The sequence below is a fragment of the Shinella sumterensis genome, assembly GCF_004514425.2.
GTDB lineage: Bacteria > Pseudomonadota > Alphaproteobacteria > Rhizobiales > Rhizobiaceae > Shinella > Shinella sumterensis.
Window position 1 is genome coordinate 21460 of sequence record NZ_MYFN02000014.1, and the last position, 18337, is coordinate 39796.

The window sequence follows — 18337 nt, forward strand, 5'->3', positions numbered from 1 at the left end:
GCTAGGAAGAGGCGCGCCTTGTCAATTGAGTCTCGCGCCAGATCGTGAAGAGGCCGGCTCCGACGACGATGATGGCCCCGACGATCATGTTGAACGTGACGATCTCACCGAACAGCCACATGGCGAGGATGACGTTGAGAACGAGCTGGAAATAGGTGACCGGCTGAACTTCGGCCGCCGGCAGCAGGCCATATGCGCGGATCAGGAAATAGTGGCTAAGAGTACCGCAGACGCAGAGCGCGGCGAGGGCTAGCCAGTCGCCGGACCTGACCTCCGTCCAGTAGAACGGACCGATCAGCGAAATCGCCACCGCCCCCGCGATGCCGGCATAGAAGAGACTGGTCACGGCCGAGTCTTCCCGGCTCACCGCACGCGTGGCGATGCTGTAGAGCGCAAAGAGCACGGACGCTCCGAGGGGCAGAAGCAACGACAGGTCAAAATGGACATCCACGGGGTTGATGATCACCAGAACGCCGAGCAGGCCCACCAGCACGGCGGTCCCGCGGCGCCATCCGACAGCCTCGCCGAGCAGCGGGATCGAGAGGATCGTGATGATCAGCGGCGTTGCCTGGAAGATCGATTGGCTCATGGCAAGACCGGCATGCACATAGGAATAGACGATAAGGATGATTTCCGCGACAAGCAGAAGCCCTCTGGCGATCTGCAGTCCGGGGCGGCGCGTCCGAACCGCTTGCCGGATGCCACCCTTCGATGAGGCGGCGAAAGCGCAGACGAAAAGCGCGAAGGCCCAGAACCGGATCATGGTTATGAACAGTGCCGGATAGCGATCGCCAAGGTATTTCGTGATCGCATCCTGGCCGGCAAAAATGCAGACCGCAAGGAATGCAAACAGATAACCGCGGGTTTTCGGGCTCATGACGCCTACAAAATCAAAATCGTTTGAACCCGCTCATAGCATAGGGATGGCCGGATGCGACGAGCGAGTTCAAGATAATTGTGGTGCGCGCAACAGCACCCCCTCGGGTCATCCCTTTACAGCGCCTTTTCGAGCTGCGGGAGGCTTCGAAGAGGTCACCGACGAGGCCGTAGTCCGCGACAGCATCGTCTTTTCCGTTCAGTGCAAGCCCAGATAGGCCTTGCGGACGTCTTCATTGTCGAGCAGCGCAGCGCTTTCGCCCGAGAGATGGATGCGGCCGTTGACCATGACATAGGCGCGCTTTGACAGTTTGAGCGCGTGGTTGGCGTTCTGCTCGACGAGGAAGATGGTCTTCCCCATGGCGGCGATCTCCCGCAGCACCTCGAAGACACGTTTGACGACGAGCGGTGCAAGCCCGAGCGAGGGTTCGTCGAAGAGGATCAGCTCCGGCCGGGCCATCATGGCGCGGGCGATGGCGAGCATCTGCTGCTCGCCGCCCGACATGGTGCCCGCGGTCTGGTTGCGACGTTCCTTCAGCCGCGGGAAGAGGTCGAACATCGTCGTCCGGTCTTCCTCGAAATATGCCATTCCGATGGGCGTGGTGCCCATCATCATGTTCTCCTCCACGCTCATCTCCTGGTAGATCTGCCGACCCTCCGGTACGAGCGCTATGCCTCTGCGCGAAATCCGATTGGTGGGAAGCCTGGAAATGTCCTCGCCCTTGTGCAGGATCTTGCCGGTGGAGGCACGTGGTGCGCCGAAGATCGACGAAAGCAGCGTCGTCTTGCCGGCGCCGTTGGCGCCGATCAGACTAACGATCTCGCCCTTGAAGATGTGGACATTCACATCCTTCAGCGCCTCGACAGGCCCGTAATGGGCACGAACGCCAGAAAATTCCAGCAAGGGGGCTTCGCTCATGCCTCAACCTCTTCTTCGCTGACGCCGAGATAGGCTGCGATGACGGCAGGATCGTTCGCCACATGCTCCGGCCTGCCGTCGGATATCACCTCGCCGTGGTCGAGCACGACGACGTGGTCGGAAATACGCATGACCAACCCCATGTCGTGCTCGATGACGAGCACCGTCTGGCCATGCTGCTTGCACAGCCGCTGAATGACCTCGGAAAGTTCATGTGTTTCTGACGGGTTGAGCCCGGCGGCCGGTTCGTCGAGGCAGATGAGACGCGGTCCCGTGCACATGGCGCGGGCGATCTCGAGACGGCGTTGACGCCCATAGGGCAATTCGCCCGCAAGCCGGTTGGCATCATCGATGAGGTTCATCTCGCCAAGCCAGTGGTAGGCGCGGTCGACGGCCTCGCGCTCGGCCCGGCGGAAGGCCGGCGTTCGGAACACACCGCTGACGAGGTTGTTGGCCGTCACGAGATGTTGGGCGACCAGCAGGTTTTCGACGACCGACATCTCCTTGAAAAGACGGATATTCTGGAAGGTGCGGGCGATGCCGGCGCGGGTCACGAGATGCGAGCCGCCGGTGACCGGTCTGGTAATCAGCGTACCGATATCCTGTTGTCCTGCGGGACCATTGAGCAGGATCTGGCCCTCGCTGGCGCGATAAAAGCCGGTAATGCAGTTGAACATCGTCGTCTTGCCGGCGCCGTTCGGGCCGATCAGGGCCGTGACGCTGCCGCGCGCGACGGAGAAGCTGACATTGCGGTTTGCGACGATGCCGCCGAAGCGCATGGTCACGTTGCGAACATCTAGGAGCGGCGCGTTCATCGTGCAACCTCCGGGCTCACGGACAGTGGCGCCGTGTCGCCCCTCGGCGCGGTGCTCGGGAAGAAGGCCGGGCGCCTGACGCGGACAAGGCCACGGGGCTTCCAGATCATCATCGCCACCATCAGCACGCCGAAGATCAGCACGCGGTACTCGGCAAAATCGCGCAACAATTCGGGCAGAATGGTGAGGACGAGGGCTGCAGCGATGACGCCGACCGTCGAACCCAGGCCGCCGAGCACGACGATCGCAAGGATCAGTGCGGATTCGAAGAAGGTGAAGGATGTGGGGTTCACGAACCCCTGGTGAACGGCGAAGAAGACACCGGCCAACCCGCCCGTCGATGCGCCAAGCATGAAGGCGGTGAGCTTGGTGAAGACATGGTTCACGCCCAGCGAGCGACAAGCGATCTCGTCCTCGCGCAGCGCTTCCCACATGCGGCCCAGCGGCATCACGCGCAGGCGCTCAACAGCGTAGATGACGAGGCAGACGACGAGAAACAGGACGAGATAAATGAACCAGAACTTGTAGTCGGCACTGTAGGCGATACCGAAATAATCATGCAGCGGCACGCCGCCTTGCTTGGCCGTACGGGTAAACTCCAGGCCGAGGACGGTCGGGGGCGGGACCGATGCGCCGTTCGGGCCACCGGTGAACTCCAGCCAATTGTTGAGAACGAGGCGGATGATCTCGCCGAAACCGAGCGTGACGATGGCGAGATAGTCGCCGTGCATCTTCAGGACGGGGAAGGCGAGGATCATGCCGCAGAGGCCGGCCAGGAAGGGGGCGATGATCAGCGCGCTCCAAAAGCCGATGCCGAGATACTGGTAGCCCAGCGCAAGCAGGTAAGCGCCGACGGCATAAAAGGCGACGAAACCAAGATCGAGCAGGCCGGCAAGGCCGACGACGATGTTGAGACCAAGGCCGAGCAGGCAATAGATCAGAGCAAGGATTGCGATCCCCAGGAAGTACTTGTCGGCGAAGAAGGGGAGTGCAAGACCGGCCGCGAAAAGCAGCGCGAGAATCAGGACTGGCGATTTTTCGTTGCCGGTCATGACGATCACGCCGCCGCCGTTGCGGGCTGCGCTGCCGGCAAGCTTGCGGCCGAGCGCTGTCATCCCCACGACGGAGAGCACGACGCGCCCAACCGCAACAAGAGCGGCAAGCAGAACGGCGCGCACAAGCTCGTTGCGGAAGCCGAACCCTTCCAGCACGAGACCCGAGATCGGCGCGAAGAGTATCAACGAGACGGTGAAGGTTAGAAGCGCTTGTTTGGCGAGGGTGAGGATTCGGTTCGTTTCCATCTCCGTTTCCTCACACTTTCTGGATTTCCGGCCGGCCAAGCAGGCCATAGGGGCGGAAGAACAGGAGAACGATGAGGAGTGCGAAGGCGAAGACGTCCTTGTAATCTGTGCTGACATAGCCGGCGAACAACGCTTCCGTCAGGCCAAGCAGCACGCCGCCAAGTACGGCGCCTGGCAACGAGCCGATGCCGCCCAGCACAGCCGCAGTGAAGGCCTTGATGCCCATGACGAAGCCGATGAAGAAATTGAAAGAACCGTAGTTGAACGTGACGAGCACACCGCCGACGGCAGCCGTCGCGGCGCCGATGACGAAGACGGTGGAGATGATGCGATCTGTGTTGACGCCGAGCACGGCCGAGATGCGGATGTTCTGCTGGACCGCACGGCACTCGCGGCCGATCCGCGTGTAATTGATGACATAGGTCAGGATGCCCATGGCGATCAGCGAGGCGAAGAGGATTACGGTCTGCATGTAGGTGATCTGGGCGAAATGGACACCGTCACCGAAGCGGAACGCGCCGCTGATGAGCGTGGGAACGCCCTGGTCGCGCGCGCCTTGGGCGATCTGCACATAGCTTTGCAACATCAGCGAAATGCCGATGGCCGAGATCAAAGGGGCGAGCTTGGTGGATCCGCGCAACGGCCGATAGGCGACGCGCTCGATGGCCCAGCCGTAGACAGCGGTGATGACGCAGGTGATGACCAGCACCGAGATCAGTGCGAAGGGCACGGACTGCACGCCGAAGAAGGTGAGGACGGCAAGCGCGATCGCGGCGATGTAGGCCGAGACCATGTAGACGTCACCATGGGCGAAGTTGATCATCCGGATAACGCCATAGACCATGGTGTAACCGACGGCGATCAGGCCATAGATCGTGCCGAGCGTGATGCCGTTGAACAATTGCTGGACGAGGATGTAGGCATCCATACGCGGACCCCCTGAAAATAGGCGCGGAGAGCCGACCGGACGATAGCCCGGCCGGTATGAGCGGATCGCCCTTACTTCACGAGAACGGGGGTTCCCTTGTCGTCGAAGTTATAGAAGACGAACTTGAAGTCCTTGATATCGCCCTTCTCGTCCCAGCTGATCTTGCCGATGGCGGAATCGACCGTGTTGGCGCGCAGCCAGGCGGCCTGGGTATCGAGGTCTTCGCCGGCCTTCAGCGCCGCGACGACAGCCTGGGCATTGGCATAGCCGTAGAGCACATAGTTGGCGGGCGTGACGCCTGCCTTGGTCAGTGCGTCCTGCACGCCCTTGGTCGAGGGGTCGGCGAGCGGGTCCGGGGTCGCGGAGTAATAGACATCCTTCAGGTTGGCCGGTCCGCCGGCGGCCGCGATGAGTTCGGCCTGGGCGAAGGCATCGCCGGTCACGAAGACCACGTCGACGCCCTGTTCCTTCAACTGGCGTACCAGCGGGCCGCCCTCCGGAATGAGGCCACCGAAATAGACGGCATTGGCGCCAGTGCTCTTGATCTTGGTAACGAGGGCGTTGAAATCGCGTTCGCCGCGCGTCAGGCCTTCATAAAGGACCGGCTCTACGCCGCGCTCTTCCATGGTCTTCTTGACGGCGTCGACGAGGCCCTGACCATAGGTGTCCTTGTCATGGATGAGGGCGATCTTGTCGCGCTTCAGCGTGTCGAGGATGAAACCGGCGGCGACGACGGCCTGCTGGTCGTCACGGCCGCAGCCGCGGAACAGGTTGTCGAAGCCGCGGTCGGTCACGGTGGGATTGGTCGAGGACGGCGTCATTTCGAGGATGCCGGCGTCGTTGTAGATTTCGGAGGCCGGGATCGTGCTTGACGAGCAGAAGTGGCCGATCACCGCCTGTACCTTGTCCTGGTCAACGAAGCGGTTCGCGACGGCCACAGCCTGTTTGGGTTCGCAGGCGTCGTCGCCCTTCACAAGCTCGACCTGCTTGCCGTTGATGCCGCCTGCGGCGTTCACTTCGTTCACATAGGTGGAAACGCCATTATAGACCTGCTCACCAAAAGTGGCGTTGGCGCCGGTATAAGGACCGGCGACGCCGATCTTGATCGTGTCGGCGGCAAAGGCCGGCGCAAGGAACAGGGAGGAGGCGATGGCGGTCGCCGCCAGGAACTTCGAAATCCGTGTCATGTGTGGGCTTCCCTCTGGTTAAGCCATGATCTCTTCACTGGGATGCGGTTCGTTCCGCATATCTTGTGATTGCAGGGGCAAATGCCGGCTTTCGGCCTGCCTCAACCCTGGAGGGCGGGATAACAGGAGACAGTGATGTGCCCATCCCGGTCTGCGCTCCACGCGCTTGTCGTGTGGAGGTCGCTTTCAAGTTTCTTCGCCACTGCAGAGAGTATATGGCTGCCCCGCAGGCGGACCTGCGTAAGAAATTCCGTCAATCGACAAGCTGTCCTTGACGAAGTTGGCGCTATCGGGAGGCCGGAGCGGCGCACAGAAATGCGGGTGATCCCGCGACCGGGAGCCGTGCGGCGGGATGGTCCGTCAAAGGACGTCTTGTCTTTTGATCGGCAGGGAAGGGGTCATACCTTGGCCGTGGCGCCCGCAGGCTCGGCGAGCAGGGCCCGGTAGCGGTTGAGGCTTTCTTCCAGGTGGGCAGAGAGCGCCTGTTTCGCCGTCTTGGTGTCGCCTTGCGTTATCGCCGCGAGGATCGCGGCGTGCTCCTTGTTGATCTTCTTCAGATAGGCATTGTAGGAGCGGCCGGACTGGCTGTGCTTGAGAACGAGATCGAAATTGATCTCGCCCATGACCGCCTCCAGAAAACGCGGGAAATGCGGGTTGCGCGTTGCTTTGGCGATGGCGAGGTGGAATTCGAAATCGGCGCGCGCCTCGACCTCGGCGTCATCCGTGTCGAGGTTTTCGATATTGTCGAAGGCGCGGGCGATCTCGGCCAGAGCCTCTGGCGTACGGCGCTGGGCGGCAAGCGCCACAGATTGCATCTCCACGCCGAGCCGCAGCTCCAGGATCTGCATGGCCGAGCGGATGTCGTCGATGCGGCTGATTTCGAAATTCAGTGTTCTGGCGTCCTTCTCCGTCACGTAGGCGCCGGCGCCCTGACGGGTGATGACGCGGCCCGCGACCTTCAGCGAGGTCAGGGCCTCCCGGATGACGGTGCGCGAAACGCCGAATTCCTCGCAGAGCTGCGCGCTGGACGGGATTTTTTCGCCCGGAGCATACAGTCCGGAATCGATACGCTCGGTCAGCTTGGCGACGACGATTTCACCGAGATTGCCGCGCTGCGTGATAACCGACATTCCGATACAGCCTCTGCCCTTAATCTTCTAATTTGTCACACATCATACGTCCCATCTCTCTCCAGGGGAAGGGTTCGGGGCCTGGAGGGCGGTGAGGATGGTCTGAAGGGGATGGGGAAGCTTCACCCCGTCCATCAGCTTAACCTGCGACCGGCAGGAATATCCCGTCGCCATCACCAGATCGACCCGATCTGGTGCGGCCAGCGCGGGCTTCCAGCTCATGGCATAGAGAGTTTCGGAGAGCGCGCGGTTGCGGACCTCATGGCCGAAGGTGCCCGCCATGCCACAGCAGCCGACGTCGTCCACGACGAGCTCGATGCCGAGTTTATCGAAAATGGTCTTCCACTGGCCAACGGCCGCCGGTGCATTGGTGCGCTCCGTGCAATGGGCCATCAGGTGGATGCGCCTGCGCTCCTCGACAGCAGGAGAGGGAAGGCGGTCGAGAATGGTGGCCAGCCATTCCTGCGGCAGCAGGACACGTCCCTTCATTCCGGTGCCGGAATACTCGCTGCGGAAGGTGAGGGTCATCGACGGATCGATACCGACCAGCGGCACGCCGCCTTCCGCCAGCCCGTCGATGGCCGCAGCGGTGCGGCGGGCCACTTTCTCGAAGGCGCCGAGATAGCCATGCACATGCAGCGCCTTGCCATTGACCAGCGGCGGCGCGATGAGGGGGGCCAGTCCCAGCAGCCGCGCCACTTCCACGGCATCGAGAAGAACCTGTGGGTCGAAATGCTCGGTGAAGGCATCCGGCACGAAGATGACGGCCTTGGCCCGCGCCCCTTTGTCGAGGCGCGCGAGCAGTGCTGGCGTGGCGACGGGCACGTTTTGGGCCGCAAGTTTTCGGCGCAGCGATAGGGGTGGAAGAAGGGGCAGTGCCGTGAGGCCTGCGCGCCGCATCACGGCCTGGCCTATCTGGGTCCCGGCGACGGCATTGTAGAATGGCCGCATCCGCGCCATCAGCGGCAGGGTGCTTTCGATGGCGGCGACCAGCGGGTCCTTCAGTGGCCGCAGGTAGCGCCCATAATAGAGCGCGAGGAACTTGGAGCGGAAGGCTGGAACACTCACTTTGACGGGACATTGCCCCGCACATGCCTTGCAGGCGAGGCAGTTGTCCATTGCCGCGCGCACTTCGTGGGAAAAATCCTCGCGATTGGCGGGACTGATGCTGTTCCACAGGCGGCTTACGATGCCAAACGGGTATCGCCGAGCGACCTCGCGGCGCGCGTCGACACCCTTTTCGGCAAGGCGCCGCAGCCATTCGCGCATCAGAGAGGCGCGTCCTTTCGGCGAGAAGCGCCGGTCGCGCGTCCCCTTGTAGGAGGGGCACATGAGGCTGTCCGCGTCGAAATCGAAGCAGGCGCCGTTACCATTGCAATAGGCCGCATTGTCGAAGGCGGCGCGGATGTCGTTGCCGATGTCACGGTCAAGCGAGCCCCGCAGTTGGACGGCATCGATCTTCGGCAGGCTGCGGCCGGCGAGCGCGACGATCTTGCCAGGATTGAGCTGCCCGAGCGGATCGAAGGCCGCCTTGATCTCCTGCAGGCGCGGATAGAGCGCTCCGAAGAATTCTGGCACATATTCCGAGCGCATGCCTTTGCCGTGTTCCCCCCAAAGCACGCCACCATATTTGCGCGTCAACGCCACGACGGCATCGCTGATGCGGCGCACCAGCGCGGCGTGTTCGGGGCGGGTGAGATCGAGCGCCGGGCGCACATGAAGCACCCCGGCATCGACATGGCCGAACATGCCATAGGTGAGGCCTTCTTGATCGAGCGCCGCCCGGAATTCGCGGATATAGGCGGCGAGGTTTTCCGGTGGAACAGCGGTATCCTCGACGAAGGGCACCGGCCGCACCGGCCCCTCGACATTGCCGAGCAGGCCGACCGACCGTTTTCGCATCGTCCAGACGGCCTCGATTTCGGCTTTTCCCTGCGTGACCGTAAAACCTTTACGGCCAGCAAAGGGACGGTCTTGGAGGGCTGCCGTCACGCCGGAAAGCTTTTCGGCAAGTTCCTCGGGCGTATCCGCCAGGATCTCCGTGATGTTGATGCCGTTGGCCGGTCCGTCAGCATCGTCGGGGAAAAAGGCGGCGATGTGCGGCCAGACGATATCGCCCTTGGCCAGCCGCAGCAATGTTTCATCGATCGTCTCGACAGAGGCGACACCGAGTGTCACGAGATTGCGGGCATCCTCCAGTGCCGCGTTGAAATTGTCGTATCGGATGTTGACGAGCGCGGCATGCGCCGGGATCGGCAGCACGTTCAGCTCTGCCTCGGCGATCATCGCCAGCGTGCCCTCTGACCCGCAGAGCACCGCGTTCAGATCGAAAAGGCCGTCGTCGCGCCACAGATGGGCGAGGTCGTAGCCGGTCATGAAGCGATTGAGTTTCGGGAAGATGCGCTCGATCTCGGCGCGATCGTCGTTGGCGATCCGAGCGAGGGTGCGGTGGATATCGCCGATCCGGTCACGCCGCGCCTGGAGCGCGCGCAATTCCTCTTCGCGTACCGGTCGGGAGAGGAAGTCGGTTCCGTCGGCCAGCACGACGCGCAGGCCAAGTACATGATTGCTGGTCTTGCCATAAAGGCAGGAGCCCTGGCCACAGGCATCGGTCGAGATCATGCCGCCGATCGTCGCCCGGTTGGAGGTCGAAAGCTCGGGTGCGAAGAACAAGCCATGCGGCGCCAGCGCCTTGTTGAGCTGGTCCTTGACGACGCCTGCCTCCACCCTTGCGATGCGGCGTACCGGATCGATCTCCAGGATGCGGTTCATATACCGCGAACAATCGACAACGATGCCCGATGTCAGCGACTGGCCGTTCGTTCCCGTTCCGCCGCCGCGCGGGGCGATGCTGATATCGGTAAATTCCGGTCGGGCGAGAGCCTTGGCTATGCGCTTGAGATCGTCGGAATTCCTTGGGAAAATGACGGCTGCCGGTTCCACCTGATAGATGGAATTGTCCGTAGCGAAGACATTGCGCTCCGCCGCCGTTCGGCCAATCTCACCTTCGAGGCCCATGCCCGCGAGATGCGCGAGAAACGCAACCGCGGGCGAAGCGTCAGGGTGGGCTGCGGCAAGGCGAGGGATCATCTCGACGTCCAAAAGGGGCTTGTGCTTCGTATGAGTTGGCATATAAGTGATAACATGCCAATATGGCCACGCAACCCAAATCCCTGAGGTCCGAACATGAAGAGCCAGTCTGTTGTCATCGTCGGCGGCGCCTCGGGGCTTGGGCTCGTGACTGCAAGGCTGATGGTCGACCGCGGTGCTGCGAAGATCGGGCTCATCGATCGCAACGAGGCACTCCTCGCCTCGTCTGCTGCGGAACTTGAGGCGATGGGCGCAGAGGTTGCGACCGCGGTCGCCGACATTTCCCGCGCCGACACGGCGCATGGGGGCTTCGGGGCGGTGGCGAAGAAGCTCGGCCGCATCCATGCGCTGGTCAACAGTGCGGCGATCTATCCGCGCAAGCCGATCCTCGAGATTTCCGACGACGACTGGGATCTCGAAAACGCCATCAACATCAAGGGCACCTATCACATGATGGTGGCGGCGGTGCGCCATATGCGGCAATTCGTCAGTGCGCCGGAGGTGACCGGACGCATCGTGAATGTAACCTCGGTCGATGCCTTCAAGGCTCATCCGCAGAACGCCCATTACGCCGCCACCAAGGCTGCCGTCGTCAGCCTCACCAAATCCTTCGCGCAAGAATGTGCCGCAGACCAGATCCTGGTAAACTCCGTAGCGCCGGCCGGCTTCGCAACCGATCGCGCCAAGGAACTCGGTTTCCTGCCGGAACTTGCCAAGGCGAGCGCGCTCGGCCGTGCCGCGGAACCCGTCGAGATGGCCGAGTGGATCGTCATGATGGCCTCCAGCCGCAACACCTATGCCACCGGCGAGAATGTCGTGATCAGCGGGGGCTACATCTATGTCTGACGCCTATCGTGTCGCCGTCGTCACCGGCGCCACCAGTGGCATCGGCAAGGCCATCGTGCCCATGCTGCGCGCTCGTGGCCTCATCGTCTATGCCGTCGGCCGCAATGAAACGCAGCTTGCTGCGCTGGCGGCGGCAACCGGTGCTATCCCCATTCAGGCCGATGTGCGCGACACCGCGCAAATCGCCGAAGCGCTCAATGGCGTTGAGGTAGACATCCTCGTCAACAATGCTGGAATTCTTTCGACCCGCGCGGCGTTCCAGGAGATTGATCCCGCCGAGATCGACGCGATGATCGACGTCAACCTGAAGGCGCCGCTGCATCTAACGCGCATCATGCTGCCGGGTATGGTGGCGCGTAAGCGCGGCCACCTCATCTATATCGGCTCAAGCGGAGGCCAGGCGCCCTATCCGAGCATGGGTGCCTATGGCGCCTCGAAGGCCGGACTCAGCCTGTTCTGCGACAACCTGCGTTGCGACCTGCTCGGTACCTCCGTACGGGTAAGCGAGATCGTGCCGGGCCGCGTTCAGACCGACCTCTACCGGACATCGATTGCCGACAACAAGGCGCAGGCCCTGCTTTATGACGGCTACCGACCGATCCAGCCGGAACATATCGCGCGCATCGTCAATGATGTTATCGATCTTCCGGTCTATGTCGATGTCGCCCGCGTCGAAGTCTTCCCGACGGACCAGGCGACAGGTGGTGGTACAATGGTTAAATTCGAGGCACAGTGATGTCAGCGGGAGGAGCGGGCATGACCAGCAGGGCGTCTGAGGAACAGTGTCGGCCGGACCTCTTGCGGAATTATCGTCCCGTAGCGATCCGCTCTGTCGTTGCGGCGCATGCGATGATCCCGAAGCCGCGGCCGGAGGTCCATGCGGAACCGCCGGCATCCACGTCTGGCTTCAACCTTCCGCCTGGCTTTCATAATCCCGCCGAGGACTGACGTTTCATGGCATTCTCAAAGCCGCGGCTTGGCTTCATTGGTACCGGCACGATCACCGAAGCAATTGTGACGGGGCTCGTCTCAGGCGAGGAGCCGGCACCCGAAATCATCGTATCGCCCCGCTCCGCAAAAACCGCCGCGCATCTCGCGGCGCTCTCGTCGCGGGTAACCGTTGCTGCCGACAACCAGCATGTGGTCGATGCCGCAGATCTGCTCTTCCTTGCGGTCCGGCCTGATGTCGCCGAGGAGGTCGTGCGCGCCCTCCGCTTCCGTCCTGGCCAGCAAGTCGTCAGCCTGATTGCGACGATCGATCATGCGACCCTGCGCGAGATGATCGGCGTTCCCGTCAATCTCGTGCGTGCGGTGCCGCTGCCGTTCGTCGCGAGCCGCAGCGGCGTCACGACGATCTTCCCGCCAGACCCGGACGTCGAAGCCTTCTTTTCCCCATTGGGAACGGCCGTCGCCTGCAAGACCATCGAGGAGTTCGACGTTCTGGCCGCGGCAAGCGCGCTGATGGGCTCCTACTTCGGCATCATGGACCACGTTGTCGGCTGGATGCAGTCAAACGGCCTGCCGCAGGAAAGTGCGCGAAAATATCTCGCACAGCATTTTCTGAGCCTCTCAACGGTCGCGTTTCGCAATCCATTGACGCCTCTGGTAAATCTCCGCCACGAGTATTCCACCAAGGGTGGACTGAATGAGCATATGTTTGCGCAGTTCCGGGATAGTGGTGGCCTTGATGCCCTGTCATGCGCCCTCGATGTCGTCTTGGCCCGAATCCAAGCGCGCTGAGATTGGCTCACCCAACTTCAAGCGATGAACGGCGGACCCGGAACCCAAGCGATTCACGTGCATCGGAAGATTGGACAGGCGGGCGCTCGGCCACCACCGCCGTCGGGCTTGTCTGATCGAACTCAAATGGCGCGAACAGCGACAGCGCTCTGAATAGCCCCTGGATTTGTAGACGCCTTCTTTCCTGCTTTTGAGGCAGGAAGAGCATCATGAGCAAATCGAATTTCAGCGAAGATTTTAAGCGCGACGCCGTGCGTCAGATCACGGAGCGAGGCTATCCGGTTGCGGAGGTTTCTCAGCGTCTCGGCGTGAGCCAGCATTCCCTGTATGAATGGAAGAAGAAGTTTGCGGCGTCGAACGCCAAGGGCAACGACGAGGCCGAGGAGATCAGGCGGCTGAAGAAGGAACTGGCTCGCGTCACCGAGGAGCGAGACATCCTAAAAAAAGCGGCCGCGTATTTCGCCAGGGATGCAAAGTGAAGTACGCGTTCATTGCTCTGCATCGCTTGCAGTTTTCGGTGCGGACGATGTGCCGCCTTCTGCGGGTTCACCCGAGTGGATTTTACACCTGGGCGTACACAAAGGCACGCGGCATGGGGCTCTCCATTCCGCTGTCCGATATCGCCTTCCGGTTTGGGGAAAATGGACACCTGACGACGACGTTTGCGCAGTCATTCGCCGACACGCCATCGCTTCTGGAGCCTTGGCAATGCGAGCGGCTTTTCACTTACGGTCGCTGCCGCCGCCGCCGGACCGGCCCCAAACATTCGCATCTTCGAGGGTGTGCTGGACGACCGCTGGCGCGAATCCTCGGCGAATATTCTCTGGCACTATGGCGTTTTGTGATGCTCTGGGAACACGACCCGCGACGAGCTCAAGATAGATGTCGTTCGGGGTCGGTGGCGATCAAGCTCTTCCTTTTCTCCGTCGTTTGAGGTCGCGAACGACTGCCAGGAGGTTCCAAGTGGTTCAAGGCCTGCTAATTCCTCATCGCGCGGACGGGGGCGAATTCAATTTCAGGTGTATCGAGTCAGCTCTTGACCGAGCCCGCCGTCATGCCGGCCAAAAAGTAGCGCTGGGCGACCAAGTAAAGGACCAACAACGGCAGCGACCCCAGCACGCTCATCGCCATCATCTCGTTCCACTCGAAGGCATGCTGCCCCATGAGAAGCTGGATGCCGATCGGCACCGTGCGCAGGTCCATCGACTTGGTCAGAGTCAGCGCGAAGAGAAACTCGTTCCAGGCCAGCAGGAACGTGTAAACGGCGGTCGCGACAATACCGGGTATCGAGACGGGAACGATCACCCGCCACAGCGCCGTCCAGCTCGAGCCGCCGTCGACCAGAACCGCTTCGTCCAGTTCCTTCGGCAACGTGTTCAGGTAGCCGGTCATCAGCAGGACGGCATAGGGCAGGGTGAAGACCAGGTAGGTCAGGATCAGCGCCAGGTAGGTGTCGAAAATCCGGAACGCCACCACCATGCCGAAATAGGGGATGAGAAGCGTGATCGGCGGCACCGTCTGCGTGCTGATGATGAAGATGTTCAACGTGTTCTTGAAGCGGAAGGAGTAGCGGCTAAAGGCGTAGGCGGTAAGGATTGCGATGAACAGCGTCAGCGCCGTCACCACACCGGCGACGAAATAGCTGTTGATGAAGAAGCGGACCTTCGTCGGGTCGTTGAAGATCGTCAGATAGGCGGAAATCGTGAAATCGTCCGGCAGCAGCTTTGGCGGAAGGGCGAAGATTTCGGTGTTCGACTTCAGGGAACTGAAGAACATCCAGACGATCGGGAAGGCTGCGAAGACCAGGCCAATCGCCAGGCCAAGATACGTCAGAACGGTCGGCAGGACCGAGTTTTTGAGAGAACGCTTTGCCATGGTCGTCTACCTGCGCTGCTGATGCTTGATGTAGAAGTACGTCACGCTCATCGAGATGAGGAGGATGACGATGGCGCTCGCCGAAGCCAGCGAAAACTCGTACTGGGCGAAAGCCAGCTTGTAGGTGAAGGTGGACAGCATTTCCGTCGCATAGATCGGGCCGCCGCCGGTCGTCATCCAGACGAGGGGGAAGACCTGCATGGTCCAGATGAAGTCGAGCAGCGCGATGCTGATGATGATCGGCATGAGCTGTGGAATGGTGATGTGCCAGAACTTCTGAAACTCGTTTGCGCCGTCGATGCCGGCCGCCTCGTAGAGTTCCTTGGAGATGCCCTGAAGTCCCGCAAGCAGGCTGACCATGAAGAGCGGATAGCCCGCCCAGATATTGGCGAAGGTCAGCGCATGGATCGCCGTCTTGGTCGAGGAGAACCACTCGACCTTGAAGTCGATGATGTGCAGCGCCATCAGCACGCTGTTGACCACACCGTTCGGGTCGAGCAGCAGGCGCCAGATGATAGCGATGATGACGGCGGTGAACAGCCAGGGCAGGATGAAGAGCACGCGCAGGATGCTGCGGATCGTCGGATCGACACGGTTGGTATTGAGCAGCATCGCGAAGGCGAGGCCGAGCACGAAATGGAACACCACGCTCATCACTGTGAAGTAGAGCGTCTGGTACAGCGACTGCCAGAAAACCGGATTCTGGAAGATGGTGATGTAGTTCTGCAGCCCGACGAAGGCGGCGTCCCGCTTCATGATGGCGCCGTCCATCAGCGAGTAGCGCAGCACCATCGCCATCGGAAAAAGCATCAGCAGAACGAGAAGAAGCGTGGCCGGCGTCACATAGAGATAGGGCACCAGCTTGCGCAGCGTCTTGTAGCTGAGTTTGCCCTTCCTGCCTGCCTTCGACAGTGCGGGGGCCGGAGCGGTTATGGAGCGGTTCATGACGTGACTGTCCGATCTGCCGGGAATTGACGACGGACACCGGCAGCCGCGTCGGCGCTGCCGGTGTCGTTGAGCATGCGCCGGCTTAGAACTTGGCGAGCCAGGCTTTCTGCGTGTTGGCGGCGGCATCCTTGGCGCTCTGACCGCCGTCGAACATCTTCTGCACTTCGACGTTCATGTTGCGCATCAGCTCTTCGGCGACCGGCAGGCCAACGAATTCGTTCGCCGGATAGCCGCTCTGGTAGATCTTGAAGGCTTCGGCGAAGATCGGGTCGGAGGCCACGAAGTCGGGCTTGGCGTGAACGTTGCCCGGGAAGGCGTTGGCAATGGAGACGAGCTTGCCGTTGACCTCGGGGCTCATCAGGAATTCGACCAGCTTCCAGGCCTCCTCTTTGTGCTCGCTGCCTTCGCTGATGCCGATGCCCCAGGAAGCATAAGGCATGCCGCGTTTGCCGGTGTAGCCGTCGGCGGCGGGCAGGGCGGAGATACCGAAGTTCAGCTTCGGGTTACGCTCGCGGATCAGGTTCACGTGGGCGAGCGTATCGACCATCATGCCGACGCGACCGTTGACGAATTCCTCGACCTTGTCCTGCTCCTTCTTGGCGAAGATACCGGGCGAGATCACGCCGTCCTTGTTCAGTTTCTCGATATATTCCAGCGTGCCGACCACAGCCTCGTTTTCGAGGTCGGGCTTGCCGTCCTTCATCATCGAGGCGCCGGAGGCCCACACCCAGGACATCACGTCGTTCTGAATGCCGCTTGGCGACTGCAGCGACAGCGGCAGCACCCAGCCGTACTGGTTCTTCGAGGCGTCCGTCATCTTCTTGGCGGCTTCGGCGAATTCGCTGCGGGTCGAGGGCATCGTCCCGACGCCGGCCGCCTTGGCGATGTCCATGTTGACGAAGACCGGATAGACGAAGGAGGCCAGCGGGAACATGACGCTCTTGCCGTCGACCTTGACGATGTCTGCGATCTGGCTCTTGTCGTAGTTGGCCTTTTCCATCAGTTCGTCCATCGAGGCGATGGCGCCCTGCTTCGACAAGCCGTTGACCCAGGCGCCGTCGAGGCCGACCACGTCGCTGAGCGTGCCCGAGGCCGCGCCGACGACGATCTGGTCGCGGGTCGTGGCATAGGGGCCGCTGACGAGCGTCACCTTGATGCCGGGGTTCTTGGCTTCGAAGTCGTCCATGATGCCGCGCAATGCGCCGGCGGGCATTTCGGGTTCCCACCACTGGATGAACTCGATGGTGGTGTCGGCAAGGGCCGAGGTGGCGCAGAGCGCCCAGACCGCCGCGGCGGTCTTCAGGGTCTTGCTGATATTCATGTCTACCTCCCATTAGACTTCAGGTGATCGATCCTCTCCCAAGATCGTGAGGCGAGTAGGCTTCCGGAAACATCCGACTGTCAACGGGGCGGCTCCAGGATTGCGCATGACAATGGGTAAAAAATAGGATAACCATATGATTTTATAGCATAAAAAAAATTTGCGCGCGCGAATTTTATATGAATGTTTCTGTTGCTTGTGCAGTCTTTTTTCTTTACTTTCGTAAATAAACGAAAGTTTGCCGTCGCATCGGCAAACCACGTACTTGCGACGCTTGAAGCGGCTACGCTAGGCCATGGAGTGGCGCGCCTGCGATGAGGATTGGAATGGCCAAAAAGACTTACAGATCGATGGACGACTTTGCCGCCGCCTGCGGCGTTTCTCGTCCGACATTGTCGAAATATTTCGACGACCCGACGCAGATCAAGGAGGTGACGCGCAAGCGCATCGAGGCTGCGCTGAAAAAATCGAACTTCGAGCCCAACCTTTTTGCCAGGCACCTGAATCGCAAGCGCACGAAAAATATCGGTATTCTCGTCCCGACCATGTCCGACCCTTTCTATGTGCAGGTGGTTTCGCTCATCGAGCTGGAGTTGCGTGCCAAGGGGTTCTGGCCCGTGCAGATTTCTTCGCACACAAGACCTGAGCTTGAGGAGGAGGCGGTGCGGACGCTTCTCTCGCTGAAGGTGGCGGGTGCGATCGTCGCGCCGCTCGGCACAGGCTCCCGTCGATCGGCCCTGGCTCGCCTGACGGACGCAATCCCGGTCGTGTGCTTCGATAGCCCTTCGGCTTTCGATCTGCCTTTCGTGGGCAACGACAACGCGCAGAGCGTGGCGGCGATCGTGCAATATCTGTGCCGCTCCGGCGAGCCACCGGTGTTCTTGGACGTGCCGCACATGATGGCCAATACCAACGAGCGGACGGAGAGTTACCGTGCGACGATGCGGCGCGAGGGACACGAGCCGCTGGTGATCGAATGCGAGTCCTCGCCATCATGGGAGTTCGAGCGGCTCGGCTACGAGCAGATGCAGCGGATGTTTGCCCGGGGCGGCTTGCCCGGAAAGACGTTGCTGTGCGCCAACGACCGCTTCGCCTTCGGCGCCATGGCTGCCGCTTTCGCCTCGGGGCTCAAGATCGGGCGTGCGGAAGGGTGCGATATCCGTATCGCCGGTCATGACGACCATCCGCTTAGCCGCTATACCTGCCCGTCGCTGACCACTATGGCCCAGAACGCGCCCGAGATCGCGGCAAAAGCCGTCGAGCTTCTGCTGAAAAGCGTCGAGGATGAAGAGGCTGACCGTAAGGTGGCGCCCTCGCGGGTGATCCTCGAGGCAACCCTCGTGATGCGCGAATCCGCCTGA

Annotated in this window: 15 protein-coding genes and 1 pseudogene; 5 read left to right on the plus strand and 11 right to left on the minus strand. The window is 61.4% G+C overall.

Annotation, left to right across the window (positions count from 1 at the left end; genetic code table 11):
* Position 1 precedes the first annotated feature (1 nt).
* The 8 genes from B5M41_RS21455 to ydiJ form a co-directional block, all read right to left on the minus strand.
* Positions 2-877, minus strand: a complete 876-nt coding sequence (locus B5M41_RS21455; protein WP_134652065.1) for a DMT family transporter — start codon at positions 875-877, stop codon at positions 2-4.
* A 198-nt stretch (positions 878-1075) separates the two neighbouring features.
* A complete protein-coding gene (locus B5M41_RS21460; protein WP_134652067.1) occupies positions 1076-1795 on the minus strand; it encodes an ABC transporter ATP-binding protein in 720 nt (239 codons plus the stop codon).
* On the minus strand, positions 1792-2610 hold the full coding sequence (locus B5M41_RS21465) for an ABC transporter ATP-binding protein (RefSeq protein WP_134652069.1): 819 nt from the start codon (positions 2608-2610) through the stop codon (positions 1792-1794). Before B5M41_RS21465 ends, B5M41_RS21460 begins: the two co-directional genes overlap by 4 nt.
* A complete protein-coding gene (livM, locus tag B5M41_RS21470) occupies positions 2607-3911 on the minus strand; it encodes a high-affinity branched-chain amino acid ABC transporter permease LivM (RefSeq protein ID WP_134652071.1) in 1305 nt (434 codons plus the stop codon). The genes B5M41_RS21465 and livM overlap by 4 nt, the downstream gene beginning before the upstream one ends.
* Before the next feature lie 10 nt (positions 3912-3921).
* Entirely contained in the window at positions 3922-4839 is a 918-nt protein-coding gene (locus B5M41_RS21475; RefSeq protein WP_134652073.1) for an ABC transporter permease subunit, read from the minus strand.
* Positions 4840-4910: 71 nt separating this feature from the next.
* Positions 4911-6026 carry a branched-chain amino acid ABC transporter substrate-binding protein gene (locus tag B5M41_RS21480; RefSeq protein ID WP_134652075.1) on the minus strand — a complete coding sequence of 372 codons (1116 nt, stop codon included), beginning with the start codon at positions 6024-6026 and terminating at the stop codon, positions 4911-4913.
* A 398-nt stretch (positions 6027-6424) separates the two neighbouring features.
* Positions 6425-7156, minus strand: coding sequence for a FadR/GntR family transcriptional regulator (locus B5M41_RS21485; RefSeq protein ID WP_134652077.1), 732 nt, complete (start codon positions 7154-7156; stop codon positions 6425-6427).
* 42 nt (positions 7157-7198) lie between these two features.
* Complete coding sequence (gene ydiJ / locus B5M41_RS21490) at positions 7199-10246, minus strand: D-2-hydroxyglutarate dehydrogenase YdiJ (protein ID WP_134652079.1); 3048 nt, start codon at positions 10244-10246, stop codon at positions 7199-7201.
* A 96-nt stretch (positions 10247-10342) separates the two neighbouring features.
* Between ydiJ and B5M41_RS21495 the strand changes: the two genes are divergently transcribed.
* From B5M41_RS21495 to B5M41_RS21510, 4 genes and pseudogenes are all read left to right on the plus strand, one after another.
* On the plus strand, positions 10343-11092 hold the full coding sequence (locus tag B5M41_RS21495; protein WP_134652081.1) for an SDR family NAD(P)-dependent oxidoreductase: 750 nt from the start codon (positions 10343-10345) through the stop codon (positions 11090-11092).
* Positions 11085-11828, plus strand: a complete 744-nt coding sequence (locus tag B5M41_RS21500) for an SDR family oxidoreductase (RefSeq protein WP_134652083.1) — start codon at positions 11085-11087, stop codon at positions 11826-11828. The genes B5M41_RS21495 and B5M41_RS21500 overlap by 8 nt, the downstream gene beginning before the upstream one ends.
* Before the next feature lie 218 nt (positions 11829-12046).
* Positions 12047-12832, plus strand: a complete 786-nt coding sequence (locus tag B5M41_RS21505) for a pyrroline-5-carboxylate reductase (RefSeq protein ID WP_134652087.1) — start codon at positions 12047-12049, stop codon at positions 12830-12832.
* A gap of 209 nt (positions 12833-13041) precedes the next feature.
* A pseudogene (locus B5M41_RS21510) lies at positions 13042-13403 on the plus strand (transposase); the annotation flags it as partial.
* A 458-nt stretch (positions 13404-13861) separates the two neighbouring features.
* On the opposite strand, the gene B5M41_RS21515 reads toward B5M41_RS21510, so the two are convergent.
* The 3 genes from B5M41_RS21515 to B5M41_RS21525 form a co-directional block, all read right to left on the minus strand.
* Positions 13862-14707 (minus strand): carbohydrate ABC transporter permease, encoded by an 846-nt coding sequence (locus tag B5M41_RS21515; protein WP_134650506.1) that lies wholly within the window; start codon positions 14705-14707, stop codon positions 13862-13864.
* 6 nt (positions 14708-14713) lie between these two features.
* Entirely contained in the window at positions 14714-15652 is a 939-nt protein-coding gene (locus B5M41_RS21520) for a carbohydrate ABC transporter permease (RefSeq protein ID WP_134650507.1), read from the minus strand.
* Between the two features lie 85 nt (positions 15653-15737).
* A complete protein-coding gene (locus tag B5M41_RS21525; RefSeq protein ID WP_134650508.1) occupies positions 15738-16976 on the minus strand; it encodes an ABC transporter substrate-binding protein in 1239 nt (412 codons plus the stop codon).
* A 326-nt stretch (positions 16977-17302) separates the two neighbouring features.
* Between B5M41_RS21525 and B5M41_RS21530 the strand changes: the two genes are divergently transcribed.
* Positions 17303-18337, plus strand: a complete 1035-nt coding sequence (locus tag B5M41_RS21530) for a LacI family DNA-binding transcriptional regulator (RefSeq protein WP_134650509.1) — start codon at positions 17303-17305, stop codon at positions 18335-18337.